This is a genomic window from Nonomuraea purpurea (genome assembly GCF_042650645.1).
GTDB lineage: Bacteria > Actinomycetota > Actinomycetes > Streptosporangiales > Streptosporangiaceae > Nonomuraea > Nonomuraea purpurea.
Window position 1 is genome coordinate 48,315 of the sequence record NZ_JBHSBI010000026.1, and the last position, 12,580, is coordinate 60,894.

Genomic DNA, 12,580 nt, shown 5'->3' on the forward strand with positions numbered 1-12,580 from the left:
CTGGGGGAGGTGGCTAGCCGTTCGGGTTCGTCAGGGGTTTGGTTGTGTCGAGGGTGTCCGTACGCGGCGGGGGTTCGGAGGCTTCCGCCCGTTTCATACGTAGTTTGGCGGCGGTCGCCCGTACCCGTTTCCTTCTGGCGATGAGCAGCCAGCCGAGCGCGGCCGTCAGCAGGACGGCCGGCGTGACGAGCCCGGCCACGCTGCTCTGCGTCAGCGAGAGCACCAGCCCGACCAGGCCGCCGAACACCCAGGCGAGCTGGAGCATCGCCTCCACGACGCCGAACGTGGACGAGCGCACCTCCTCGCCGATCTCGCGCTGGACGATCGCGTCGAGGGCCAGTTTGCCCAGTTCCTGCGCGAAGGCCGTGATGAGCGAGATCGCCAGCGCCGTCCACACCCCGAAGAAGATCGCGGTCGCGATGGTGGTCACGCTGGTCACGGCCAGCGTGACCAGCACGATGAGCTGGGGCGAGTTGTTGCGCGTCCAGTTGGCGACCACGGCCCCGACCAGGCCGCCCAGCCCGGCCGCCCCCGCGAGCAGCGCGATCGTCCTGGGGATGTCGAAGAACGGGTCCTGCGCCCACGGCTCCTCGGCCGCCAGCCACGGCACCGCCTTGTCCTGCACCAGGAACAGCAGGAAGAACAGCAGAAACCCGGAGAAGACCCGGATGGACACGTTGGCCCAGACGGCCTCGGCGACCGCGGGGCCCACCTTGAGCAGGGTGCGCCAGCGGGGCGCGGCGCCCTCCTCCTCCACGTCGGGGGAGTCGACGTGCCGCGGCAGGCGCACGGCGACGACCCCGAGCAGAAGGAAGGCCACCATGGCGACGCGCAGCACGAACGCGCTGCCCAGCCACGCGGTCAGGCCCGCGCCGATCGGCACCGCCACCCCGGCGGAGACCAGCGTGAACAGCGCCACCCGCGCGTTCGCCGACACCAAATTGATGTCGGCGGGCAGCACGCTCGGCATGATCGCCGCCCGTGACACGTTGTAGGACTTCGACAACACCAGCACGCCCAGCGCGCCGATGAACAGCGTCGGCAGATCGCCGGGGCCCACCGCGGCCGCCATCGCGAAGCACAGCAGGCCCCGCCCGAACAGCGTGCCCGCCATCACGTAGCGCCGCCCCGACCTGAACTTGTCGAGAATCGGCCCCACGAACGGCGCCAGCAGCCCGAACGGCAGCATCGTGATCACCAGGTAGAGGGCGACGGAGCCGCGGGCCTCGCCGACCGGGACGCCGAAGAAGACCGTGCTGGCCAGCGCCACCGTGACCAGGGCGTCGCCGGCGCTGTTGCCCGCCGACAGCTCGATCAGCCGGCCGAGCCCGGTGCGGCCCGCGCCGTTGGCGTAAGTAAGCTTCCTGGTGGCTTTGCCGACTTTTTGCGCACCTCGCGCCGTGGCCTTGCCGGCCCTGGCCGTGCCGCCGGCGGTGGCCTTTCCCGCGCGCACCGTCGCGCGACCCGCGTCGGCGGCTCCGCGAGCCATCCGCCGCGTGATATCGCGTGCCCGGTCCCAGCCACCCTCCACAGCTACCAGTCTTACCCGATTCGTCGCGGATCTTTGAGTGGGATCCCCCGTTGTGGGCCTTGCACGTCCGGGCATGGGTGAGAATGAAGTGTGAGCGAACAGCACCTTCAGGCGGAGGTGGCCCGATGAGCCGTACCAGGGCCCGTGTCTCCGCCCCCGACCAGGCCTGTGTCGCCGCGGTCGATCTGGCGCGCGCCGCGGCCGAGGAGCTTGCGCGGCCGGGCGAGCCCGGTGAGCACCTCGGCTACGAGGGCGAAGGCGACCGGATCGTCACCCACTACTTCGCCTGCCTCGACCGCGCCTATCGCGGCTGGCGCTGGGCCGTCACGGTCACCCGCGCCTCGCGCGCGAAGATGGTGACGGTCAGCGAGGCCGTGCTGCTGCCCGGCTCCGGGGCGCTGCTCGCGCCCGAGTGGCTGCCGTGGAGCGAGCGGCTGCGGCCCGGTGATCTCGGTGTGGGCGATCTGCTGCCGACCCCCGTCGACGACGACAGGCTCACGCCCGGTTTCACCGAGACCGACGACGACGCCGACCACCAGGCGGTTTTCGAGTACGGCCTGGGCCGGGCACGTGTGCTCTCGGCCATTGGCAAAGACCGGGCTGCCAGACGATGGCACTCGGGCGAGCACGGGCCGCACACTCCGATCGCACACGCCGCTCCCGCGCAGTGCTCCACCTGCGGCTTCTACTGGCCGCTCGCGGGTGGGCTGAGGCAGACGTTCGGGGTTTGCGCTAACGAGTACGCCCCCGACGACGGCAAGGTCGTCGCCGTCGATCACGGCTGCGGCGCCCACTCCGAGGCCGCGGTCCTGCCGCCGCCCGTCGAGCAGGCCATCCCCATCCTCGACGACCTCGGCTACGACCTGATGGAGGAAGTGGCGGGCTCGGTCGACGAATCCGCCTCGGAGGAACTCGGCCACTCCTGAGCCGGGCTCCTGGGCTTTGCCGGGCGTGCGCTGAGGCGAGGCGTCCTGATTTCGGCGTTTCGCCGGGCGTCCGTCGCGGCGGGGCGTTCCTGTCGGCCGGGGCCGCTAACCTACCCTGGCCCCCTATCCTCAACCAGGATCGTGATCGATGACCGACACCTACGGCACTGACCGGATGCGAGCCGCCGTCCTCTCCGCGTGGACGGCCTCGCCCGCCAGGTTCCGCGAAGACGCCAACGCCGAAGAGGACTTCGCGCTCGGCGGTTACCGTGACCGGCTGATCGTCGAGCTCGCGCAGAACGCCGCCGACGCGGCCCTGCGCGCGGGCGTGCCGGGGGTGCTGCGGCTGACGCTCCAGGGCGACGTGCTGCTGGCCGCCAACACCGGCGCCCCGCTCGACGCCACCGGCGTGGAGAGCCTGTCGACGCTGCGCGTCTCGGGCAAGCGCGACGAGGTCGGCGCGGCGGGCAGGTTCGGCGTCGGGTTCGCGGCGGTGGTGTCGGTCTGCGACGCGCCGTCCATCGGCTCGCGCGGGCTGGGCGCCGTTCGCTGGTCGCGTACGGAGACCGCGGCGCTGGTGGCCGAGATCCCGGCGCTGGCGGGCGAGCTCGCCGACCGCTCCGGCCACGTTCCGCTGCTGCGGCTGCCCTTCGACGAGCCGCCCCTGCTCGACATCCCCGAGGGCTTCGACACGCTCGTCCGGCTGCCGCTGCGCGACCAGGCCGGCGTCGACGCGGTCCGGCGCATGCTGACCGAGACCAGCCCCGCGCTGCTGCTCGGCATGCCCGCGCTTGAGGCCATCGAGATCGAGCTCGACGGGGTCGTCCGCGGCGTGGCCGCCGAGGGCTGGCACGTGGTGTCGCAGTCGGGCGAGTTCACGGCCGAGCAGGTCGCCGAGCTCTTCGCCGACCGGCCCACGGAAGAGCGCGCCCGCCCCTACTGGTCGCTGCGCTGGGCGGTGCCGCTCACCGGCACGGGCGAGCCGGGGCCGCTGCCCGCCGCGGTGCCGCAGGTCGTGCACGCGCCCACGCCCAGCGACGAGCCGCTCGCCCTGCCCGCGCTGCTGATCGCCTCCTTCCCGATGGCCACCGACCGGCGCCACGTCGCCAAGGGGCCGCTGGCCGACTTCCTGGTCGAGCGGGCGGCCGACGCCTACGTACGCCTGCTGCGCGAGCTGCCGCGCACGTCCAAGCTGCTCGACCTCGTCCCTGCCCTGATGGGCAAGGGCGAGCTCGACGCCCGCATCCGCCGCGCCGTGCTCGGGCGGCTGCCCGGCACGCCGCTGCTGCCTGCCCTGTCCGCGCCCGCGCCGGCCGTGCAGACCCCGTCGTTCGCCGACGCGACCGTCTACGAGCCCGACGCCCAGTGGGAGGTCGAGCACCCCGCGCCCGAGCCTGACGGCGACGGCTGGGTGATCTCGGGCCGTGAGGCGTCCGTGGTCGTCGCCGGCTCGGCCGAGCTGCTGACGACTGTGGCCGACTTCGTGCCCGGTCTGCTGCCCGCCGGCTGGCCCGCCAGGCATCCCGCGATGACCTCGCTCGGCGTGCGCAAGGTCGAGCTGGCCGACGTGGTCGATCTGCTGTCCGGCGAGGCCGTGGAGACGCGTGAGCCGTCGTGGTGGCGTTCCCTCTACGAGGTGCTGCCCGCCGACGACCCCGAGTCGCTGGGCGCGCTGCCGGTGCCGCTGTCCGACGGCCGGCTGGTGCGGGGGCCGCGCGGCACGCTCATCCTCATCGACGGCGGGGCCGAGCTCGACCTCACCCCTCTGGGGCTGCGCATCGTGCATCCCGAGGCGGCCCACCCCACGCTGCTGCGGCTGGGCGCCGCCGAGGCCACGCCCAGGACGATCCTCGAAGACCCGCTGACCAAGGCCGCTGTCGCGCAGTCGCTCGACAGCTCCGACCCCGAGCCGGTGGCGCAGGCCGTTCTGTCCCTGGTCGGCGCCGCAGGGCTGGTGCCGGGCGAGGCGCCGTGGCTGGCCGAGCTGGCGCTGCGCGGCGCCGACGGCGAGCTGTACCCGGCGGGCGAGCTCATGCTGGCCGACGGGGCGCTGGCGGGGCTGCTGGAGGCCGACACGCATCTCGGGGTGGCCGCCGCCGAGCTGGAGGAGGCTTACGGCGCCGGGGTGCTGGCCGCGGCGGGCGTGCTCGACGGGTTCGCCGTCGTGCAGGAGTCCGACGTGCTGCTGGACCCCGACGACTGCGACCACGACCTCGACGGCGAGGACGAATGGCTCGACCACGTCCTCGACCTGCTGCCCGACCTCGACGTGCCGCCGCTGGTGCCCGAGTTCGCGGCGGTGCGCGACCTTGAGCTGGTGGCCGACTGGCCTGCCGCGCTCGCCCTGCTGACCCGGCCGCCGCTGCGCGCCGCCCTCCACCCGCTGCGTGTCGCCGGCGTGGAGGTGCCCTCCTACACGGCGTGGTGGCTGGCCAACCATTCGGTGCTCGGCGGGCGCAAACCCCAGGAGCTGCGGCTTCCCGGGGCCGACCCGCTGCTGCACGGCCTCTACGATGACGCGCCGGCCGGGCTCGACGAGGCGGCGCTGTCGATGCTCGGCGTCCGTACGACGCTGTCCGACCTGCTCGCCTCCCACGGCGGGCCAGAAGAGCTCCTCGACCTGATGGCCGATTCCTCGATCACGGTGGACCGGGCCCAGTTGCGCGCCCTCTGGGTGGCGCTGGCGGGCGTCGACCCGTCGCGGGTGGCGCCGCCCTCGCGGGTCAGGGCCGTGCTCGGGGGCTCCATCGTGGTCGCGGCGGCCGAGGACGCCGTCGTCGTCGAGGCGCCCGACCTGCTGCAACTCGTCACCGACCGGCCGCTGGTGCTGGCCCCCTACGATCTGGCCGAGTCGCTGTCCGAGCTGCTCGACCTGCCGCTCGCAGGAGAGCTCACCTCGGGGGCCGTCACCTCGCAGGGGGCCGAGCGCGAGGTGCCCGCCGCGGTGCTCGCCCTGCTGCCCTTGGCGCCTTCCACGTATGTGGAGCACGAGAAGCTGCTGGTGGACGGGGTGGAGTGCGCCTGGCGGTTCTTCGAGGGGTCGGTGCACTGCACGGGGGTCGACGGGCTGGCGCGCGGGCTGGCCTGGGCCACGGGGCAGTGGAACGATCGGCTCGCGGTCGCCGCCCTGCTCCGGGACCCTGACTCCGTCCCCCTCCTGCTGGCCGAGGCCGACCTGTCCTGACCCGAGCGTCCCGGCGGCGGTTGCCGCCGGGACGCCGGGGGTGGTGGTCAGGCGGCGCAGGTGGTGTTCGCGGCGGGGGCCTTGCCCTCCAGCACGTATGCGTCCACCGTCTCCATCACGCACCCGTTGCCGCTCAGGTAGGCGCCGTGCCCCTCGCCCTCGTACGTGACCAGGACACCGGTCTTGAGCTGCTGGGTGAGCGTGGTGGCCCACTCGTAGGGGGTGGCCGGGTCGCCCTTGCCGCCGACGACCACGATGGGGGCCGAGCCGGTGGCGTCGATGCGCTTGGCCGCGTCGTCCCCCGGCACCGGCCAGTGGGCGCACGCCCCGCCCGTGCCCTCAGCCGACAGGATCGGGAAGATCTTCTCAACCTTGTCGTTGATCTTGGCGGTCTCGGCGACAGTGGGGCGTTCGGTGCTGTCGGCGCAGCTGATCGCCTGCAGGCTCGTCATCATCGTCGTGTACGTTCCGTCGGCCTTGCGGCCCACGTACGAGTCAGCCAGGGCGAGCAGCGCGATGCCGTTGCCCTTGAGGGCCGCCGCCGCGGCCTGTTCGAGCATGGGCCAGGTCGTCTTGGCGTACAGCGGGGTGATGATCGCCAGCTGCGCCAGCCCGTAGGTGAGCTCGCGATCGCCGACCTTGAGCGGCTTGGTCTTCAGCCCGTCGAGCAGCCCTTCGACCGTCCGCTCGACGGCGGCAGGGTCGGCTCCGAGCTCGCAGCTCTGCGCCACGCAGTCCTTGGCGAACGCCTCGAAGGCCCGGTCGAACCCCGTCGCCTGGGTCACCGCCCGCTCCTCGACGGTGACCGTGGGGTCGAAGGCGCCGTCGAGGACGAAGCGGCCGACGTTCTTGGGGAAGTGGGTGGCGTACACGGCGCCGAGGTGCGTCCCGTACGAGATCCCGAAATAGTTGAGCTTGTCGTCGCCGAGCGCGGTCCGCAGGAGGTCGAGGTCCTTGGCGGCGTTCACGGTGCCCACGTACGGCAGGACCTTGCCCGAGTCCTTCTCGCAGGCCTGCGCGAACTCCTTGGCCAGCGCGTCCCCGTTGGCGTCCGTGCCCGCGGAGATGAGCTTGTCGAGTTCGCCGCCGCACCTGACGCCGGAGCTGCGTTCGACGCCGCGCGGGTCGAAGCTGACCAGGTCGTAGCGCCCGCCCAGCTTGCCGAACGCCTTGGAGGCCAGGGCCAGCGTGTCCACGCCCGACGCGCCGGGCCCGCCGAAGTTGAAGACCAGTGAGCCGAGGCGGTCGTCGTCGGTGGCCTTGACGCGGATCAGGGCGAGGTCGATCTTCTCGCCCTCCGGCTCGGCGTGGTCGAGCGGGACCTGGATCTTGCCGCAGTCGACGCCGGGCCCGGGGTTGGCCGACTGGCCGTTCGGGCTGGTCAGGTCGGTGCAGCGGCCCCAGGCGACCGTCCCGTCCTGGGCGGCCGTGGGTTTGGCGGCGGGCGGGTCGGCGGGCTGGTCGGCGCTGCCGCAGGCGGTGAGGACCATCGCCCCCAGGAGGACTGTCACGATGGGCTTCTTCATGCTGTCAAGCATGGTTGGCCGGGGATGTGCCGATGTAGTGGGGCAAAACACCACTTACGAATGACTTCGGCGAACCGCCGGAGATGACGAATGTCAGGTCACTTGCCCCGGGGACGGCGCACGAGCCAGAGGCCGACCAGCCCGAACCCCATGCCGGTCACGCAGGTCCAGATCCACCACGAGTTCTCGGGGGCCGGGCGGAAGATCAGCAGAACGACCAGGGCGACGGCCCACAGCGCGATGCCCACGCCGACGGCCGCGGTGTCGTTGGTCTCGATCGGCTCGGGGTCGGGATGCCACTGGCGCTCCTGCACGTGTCCAGCCTAGCTTCCAATCGGGTCTCGATCTCATCACTGGCTCTTTTCGCAGCTCACCACTACTGTCACTGTTCGCGTCGTGAATGACACAAGTGGTGCGATAGATCGTTTCTTCGCAATCTCCGCACGAGGTTCGACAATCTCCCGAGAGGTACGCGGCGGCCTGGCCACGTTCTTCACGATGGCCTACATCGTCGTGCTGAACCCGATCATCATCGCCAACGGCACAGACGTGGAAAAGCAGGTCATCGGTGACGGGACGACGCCCAACGTGGCGCTCGTGGCGGCCGGGACCGCGTTCGTCGCGGGCGTGCTGACGATCCTCATGGGCGTCGTCGGCCGGGTGCCGTTCGCGATGGCGGCAGGGCTGGGCCTCAACGCCTTCGTGACCTTCAACATCGCCAGCGTGATGACCTGGGAGGAGGCCATGGGCCTGGTCTTCCTCGAAGGCGTCATCATCGCCATCCTGGTGCTGACCGGGCTCAGGACGGCCGTTTTCCACGCCATCCCGGCCCAGCTCAAGACCGCGATCAGCGTGGGCATCGGCCTGTTCATCGCGCTGATCGGCTTCGTGGACGCGGGATTCGTGCGTCGCGTGCCCGCCGGGCCTCCGCTGGAGCTGGGCATCGGCGGCGCGCTGACCTCGTGGCCGATCTTCGTGTTCATCGTGGGGCTGCTGGCCACCGTTGCCATGGTGGCGCGCAAGGTCAGGGGCGCCATCCTGATCGGCATCGTCGGCACGACCGTGCTGGCCATCGTCGTGGAACTGCTCACCAAGTCGGGCCAGGCCACGGCCGACAACCCCGACGGCTGGCAGCTCAACGTCCCCAGCCTCCCCGAGCAGATCCTCGGCTTCCACAACCCGCTCACGCTGTTCACGGAGTTCGACCCGTTCGGCGCCTTCAGCAGGGTCTCGGTGCTGCTGGCCGTCTTGTTCGTCTTCACGCTGCTCATCACGGACTTCTTCGACACCATGGGCACGATCGTGGGCGTCGGCCGCCAGGCGAACCTCGTGCGCGAGGACGGGACGATCCCGCGTACCAGGGAGATCCTGCTCGTCGACTCGATCGGCGCGGCGGTGGGCGGCGCGGGCTCCGTCTCCTCCAACACCACCTACATCGAGTCGGCCGCCGGCGTCGGCGAGGGCGCGCGGACCGGTCTGGCCAGCGTGGTCACCGGCCTGCTGTTCCTGGTGGCGATCTTCTTCGCGCCGCTCGTCACGGTCGTCCCGTATGAGGCCGCGGCCCCCGCGCTGGTCGTCGTCGGCTTCCTCATGATGACCGCGATCCGTGACATCGACTGGAACGACTACGAGATCTCCATCCCGGCCTTCCTCACCATCGTGATCATGCCGTTCACCTACTCGATCTCGAACGGCATCGGCGCCGGCTTCATCAGCTACGTGCTGATCAAGGTCATCCGGGGCAAGGCACGCGAGATCCACCCACTGCTGTGGGGGGTCGCTGTCCTGTTTGTGCTCTACTTTGCGATAGGCCCGATCCGGGCTCTTTTTGGAATCTGAGTACGCAGGTCGGAGCCGTCCCGCGCGTGTGGGGCGGCTTCGATGTATCAAGGGGTGAGACACCCAATATGGGAAATTTCCTGACTTCGCCTATAGTTAGCAAAGGTAATGACTCATGCTAACCAAAACCCAGCCCAAGATGGACCTGCGCGGCGACGCAGGCCTGGCTTCAGCCCTGCGCGTATCGATGGCAAGGCTGACCAGGCGCCTACGACGACAGGCGGCGGAGCACTCGCTGACTCCCACACAGTTCGCGACGCTCGCCGCGGTGGAACGGCATTCCGGGATAACCCCCGGCGAATTGGCCGAGCTCGAGAAGGTACAGCCGCCCTCGATGACCCGCGTGATCGCCAAGCTCGAGGAACGCGGCCTGGTCGCGCGCAGCGCGCACCCGACCGACCGGCGTCAGGTGACCGTGACCGTGACGGAGGCCGCCGAGAAGCTGCTGAAGGAGGAGCGACGTCGCAAGGAGGCGTGGCTCACGCAGCAGCTGAAAGAACTCACGCCGGAGGAGAAGGCGGTCCTCAGGCAGGCGGCGCCGATCCTGGAGAAGCTCAGCAAGATTTAGAGCCTGAAGAACCCAAGACCGGCATGTTCCGGTCTCTCAGGATTCGTAACTACCGCATGTTCGCCGCCGGCGGCACCGTCTCGAACGTCGGCACGTGGCTGCAGCGCACCGCCCAGGACTGGCTGATCCTCGACCTGACCAACGGCAGCGGGGCGGCGCTCGGAACGGCGACCGCGCTGCAGTTCCTGCCGATGCTGCTGTTCGGGATGTTCGGGGGTGTGCTCGCCGACCGCTACCCCAAGCGGCCGATCCTCATCACCGCCCAATCGCTGATGGCCGGGCTGGCGCTCACCATCGGCATCCTCACGATGACGGGTGCCGCCCAGGTCTGGCACGTTTACGTCATGGCGTTCACGCTCGGCCTGATCTCCTGCGTCGAGGTGCCGACGCGGCAGGCGTTCGTGGTCGAGATGGTGGGCCGGCGCGACCTGCCGAACGCGATCGCCCTCAACAGCTCCATCTTCAACCTCGCCCGCGTGGTCGGTCCGGCGATCGCCGGTGTGCTGATCTACCTGTTCGGCGGGACGGGCCCGATCTTCCTGATCAACGCGCTGACCTTCGGCGCCGTGATCTCCAGCCTGGTCTTCATGCGCAAGTCCGAGCTGAACCCCTCCGTGATCGTGCCCCGGGCCAAGGGGCAACTCCGCGAAGGGCTGCGTTACGTGATCGGGCACGAAGAACTGCTCATGCCGGTGCTGCTGATCGGGTTCGTGTCGATGTTCTCGCAGTCGTTCTCGATGTCGATCGCGCTCATGGCGCGGGAGGAGTTCGGGGCGGGGGCGTCCTCGTTCGGGCTGGCCTCCAGCATGTTCGCGGTGGGGGCGCTCGGCGGGGCGCTGCTGGCGGCCCGGCGGGTCCGTCTGTCACGCAAGCTGCTGATCTCGGGGGCGCTCGGGTTCGGGCTCTTCCAGATCGCCACAGGGGTGGCGCCGTTCTACCCCGTCTACCTGCTGCTGCTCGTTCCCACCGGGATCGCGCTGATCACCATCAACACCGCCGCCAACGCCAGCGTGCAGATCGCCACCTCTCCCGACATGCGGGGGCGGGTCATGGGGATCTACATGCTCGTGTTCACGGGCGGGGCTCCGCTGGGGGCGCCGCTGATCGGGTGGCTCTCTGAGCTCGGCGGGCCCCGGATGGGGGTGGTTCTGTCCGGGGTGCTGGTGCTGGTCGGAACCGGGCTGGCGGTGCTGCTGACGCGACTGATCAGCGCACGGGTCGGAAAGGCGGCGCTCGCGGTGGCCTGACGATCAGGCCGAGTTGGTGATCACACAGTCCGTGGTGGCTGGGACAATTGGTTGGCATGAGGCTATTCGCGGCCCTGGTGCCGCCCGACGAGGTGCTGGACGAGATCTCACACGCGATCGCGCCGCACGTCGGGCAGGTGCCGGGGCTGCGCTGGCCCGATCGCGACACCTGGCACATCACGCTGGCCTTTTTCGGCGAGGTGCCCGATCACGTGCTGCCCGAGTTGGAAGTGCGACTGGCCCGTGCCGTGCGCCGCTACAACGTTCTCGACCTGGCCTTCAGCGGGTTCGGGGCGTTCTCCTCGGCGAGGCGGGCCCGGGTCTTCTGGGCCGGCGTCACGGGGGACTCCATGGTGCGGCTGGCCGACTCGGTCAAGGCGGGGGCGCGCAGGGCCGGGGCCGCACAGACGGACGAGAAACGGTTCCACCCGCATCTCACGCTGGCCAGAGCCAAGCAGGAGGTCGATCTCCGGCCGCTGGTGGAGGCGCTGTCCGGGTTCAGCGGCACGCCGTGGCGGGCCGAGCACGTGCGGCTGTTCCGCAGTCACCAGGGGCCTCCGGTGAGGTACGAGTCACTCGCCGAATGGGCGCTGGCACCCGCCGAGCGGAGCTAGGCTCCAGGGCGTGGATCGTCCTCGCCCCTGGTTGCTGCCCATCGTGCTCGGCCTGCTGCTGCTGATCGTCGTCATCGGAGCCCTGCTGACCTGAGCCCGCCTGGTCGTGATCTTGAGTGGAACGGCCTCCCCGGGCGATGGGGAGGCCGTTGCGCGGCCGGCTACCAGGCGTAGTCTTCCGGGGCGGTGCGGTGGCCGGGGAAGATCTCGTCGAGGCGGGCCAGGGCGGCCTCGTCGAGCTCGATCTCCAGCGTCCGCAGGCTGCCCTCGAGCTGCTGCAGGGTGCGCGGCCCGATGATCGGGGCGGTGACCGCGCGTTGCTTGAGGATCCAGGCCAGGGCGACGTTGGCCGGGTCCTCGTTCAGCTCGTCGCAGAACTTCTCGTACTGCTCGATCTTGTCGCGGTGCATCTCGAGCTGCTTGAGCATGTTCTCGCTGGCCGAGCGGCCCTTGTCGAGCTTGCGCAGCACGCCGCCGAGCAGACCGCCGGCCAGCGGGCTCCACGGGATCACGCCGAGGCCGTAGTCCTCGCAGGCGGGCAGCACTTCCAGCTCGACCGTGCGGGTCAGCAGGTTGTAGTGGCTCTGCTCGCTGACGAGCCCCGTGAAGTTGCGCCTGGCGGCCGTCTCCTGGGCCTTGGCGATGTGCCACCCGGCGAAGTTGGACGAGCCGACGTAGATGATCTTGCCCTGCTGGCGCAGGACCTCCATCGCCTCCCAGAACTCCTCGAACGGGGTGTCCCGGTCGACGTGGTGAGCCTGGTAGATGTCGATGTAGTCAGTCTGCAGCCGCTTCAGCGAAGCGTCGCAGGCCCTGCGGATGTTGAGCGCGGACAGCTTCTGGTCATTGGGCCAGTCGCTCATCCTGCCGTTGAGCTTGGTCGCGATGACGGTCTTCTCCCGGCGTCCGCCGCCCTGCGCGAACCACCGGCCGACGATCTGCTCCGTGATGCCCTCGCCCAGCTTCCATCCGTAGACGTTGGCCGTGTCGAAGAAGTTGATCCCCAGATCGAGAGCTCGATCCATGATCGCGAAGGAGTCTTCCTCCGAGGTCAGCGGACCGAAGTTCATGGTGCCGAGGCAGAGCGGGCTCACCTGGAGACCGCTGCGTCCGAGGTTGACGTATTCCATGAGGTCAAGCCTAAA

10 protein-coding genes are annotated in these 12,580 nt (G+C 70.3%); 6 read left to right on the forward strand and 4 right to left on the reverse strand.

The features are described 5' to 3' along the window. Positions 1–13: 13 nt before the first annotated feature. Entirely contained in the window at positions 14–1,489 is a 1,476-nt protein-coding gene (locus tag ACFOY2_RS38590; protein WP_379533061.1) for an MFS transporter, read from the reverse strand. A gap of 167 nt (positions 1,490–1,656) precedes the next feature. Between ACFOY2_RS38590 and ACFOY2_RS38595 the strand changes: the two genes are divergently transcribed. Together ACFOY2_RS38595 and ACFOY2_RS38600 are read left to right on the forward strand one after the other, a co-directional pair. Beyond that, on the forward strand, positions 1,657–2,457 hold the full coding sequence (locus tag ACFOY2_RS38595) for a DUF3027 domain-containing protein (protein WP_379533062.1): 801 nt from the start codon (positions 1,657–1,659) through the stop codon (positions 2,455–2,457). A gap of 148 nt (positions 2,458–2,605) precedes the next feature. Then, complete coding sequence (locus ACFOY2_RS38600; RefSeq protein ID WP_379533063.1) at positions 2,606–5,641, forward strand: sacsin N-terminal ATP-binding-like domain-containing protein; 3,036 nt, start codon at positions 2,606–2,608, stop codon at positions 5,639–5,641. Between the two features lie 47 nt (positions 5,642–5,688). Here the strand turns inward: ACFOY2_RS38600 and ACFOY2_RS38605 are convergent, their stop codons facing one another. Next, the gene (locus tag ACFOY2_RS38605) at positions 5,689–7,167 is read right to left on the reverse strand and encodes an alpha/beta hydrolase (protein WP_379533064.1); all 1,479 of its coding nucleotides are present in this window, start codon (positions 7,165–7,167) and stop codon (positions 5,689–5,691) included. A 98-nt stretch (positions 7,168–7,265) separates the two neighbouring features. Next, a complete protein-coding gene (locus ACFOY2_RS38610; RefSeq protein WP_379533065.1) occupies positions 7,266–7,481 on the reverse strand; it encodes a DUF2530 domain-containing protein in 216 nt (71 codons plus the stop codon). 82 nt (positions 7,482–7,563) lie between these two features. On the opposite strand from ACFOY2_RS38610, the gene ACFOY2_RS38615 reads away from it, so the two are divergent. The 4 genes from ACFOY2_RS38615 to thpR all read left to right on the forward strand — a co-directional run bounded on the left by ACFOY2_RS38615 (position 7,564) and on the right by thpR (position 11,435). Continuing rightward, on the forward strand, positions 7,564–9,006 hold the full coding sequence (locus ACFOY2_RS38615; protein ID WP_379533066.1) for an NCS2 family permease: 1,443 nt from the start codon (positions 7,564–7,566) through the stop codon (positions 9,004–9,006). Between the two features lie 115 nt (positions 9,007–9,121). Further along, positions 9,122–9,574 carry a MarR family winged helix-turn-helix transcriptional regulator gene (locus ACFOY2_RS38620; RefSeq protein ID WP_379533067.1) on the forward strand — a complete coding sequence of 151 codons (453 nt, stop codon included), beginning with the start codon at positions 9,122–9,124 and terminating at the stop codon, positions 9,572–9,574. A 23-nt stretch (positions 9,575–9,597) separates the two neighbouring features. Then, positions 9,598–10,821, forward strand: coding sequence for an MFS transporter (locus ACFOY2_RS38625; protein WP_379533068.1), 1,224 nt, complete (start codon positions 9,598–9,600; stop codon positions 10,819–10,821). Between the two features lie 56 nt (positions 10,822–10,877). Continuing rightward, a complete protein-coding gene (gene thpR, locus ACFOY2_RS38630) occupies positions 10,878–11,435 on the forward strand; it encodes an RNA 2',3'-cyclic phosphodiesterase (RefSeq protein ID WP_379533069.1) in 558 nt (185 codons plus the stop codon). 161 nt (positions 11,436–11,596) lie between these two features. Here thpR and ACFOY2_RS38635 read toward each other — a convergent pair whose 3' ends face one another. Further along, a complete protein-coding gene (locus ACFOY2_RS38635; RefSeq protein WP_379533070.1) occupies positions 11,597–12,565 on the reverse strand; it encodes an aldo/keto reductase in 969 nt (322 codons plus the stop codon). Between the last annotated feature and the right edge of the window lie 15 nt (positions 12,566–12,580).

Coding starts and splice junctions, on each gene's coding strand:
- ACFOY2_RS38590 (WP_379533061.1), bottom strand. CDS start 1,489: ATGGCTCGCGGAGCCGCCGACGCGGGTCGCGCGACGGTGCGCGCGGGA.
- ACFOY2_RS38595 (WP_379533062.1), top strand. CDS start 1,657: ATGAGCCGTACCAGGGCCCGTGTCTCCGCCCCCGACCAGGCCTGTGTC.
- ACFOY2_RS38600 (WP_379533063.1), top strand. CDS start 2,606: ATGACCGACACCTACGGCACTGACCGGATGCGAGCCGCCGTCCTCTCC.
- ACFOY2_RS38605 (WP_379533064.1), bottom strand. CDS start 7,167: ATGAAGAAGCCCATCGTGACAGTCCTCCTGGGGGCGATGGTCCTCACC.
- ACFOY2_RS38620 (WP_379533067.1), top strand. CDS start 9,122: ATGCTAACCAAAACCCAGCCCAAGATGGACCTGCGCGGCGACGCAGGC.
- ACFOY2_RS38625 (WP_379533068.1), top strand. CDS start 9,598: ATGTTCCGGTCTCTCAGGATTCGTAACTACCGCATGTTCGCCGCCGGC.
- thpR (WP_379533069.1), top strand. CDS start 10,878: ATGAGGCTATTCGCGGCCCTGGTGCCGCCCGACGAGGTGCTGGACGAG.
- ACFOY2_RS38635 (WP_379533070.1), bottom strand. CDS start 12,565: ATGGAATACGTCAACCTCGGACGCAGCGGTCTCCAGGTGAGCCCGCTC.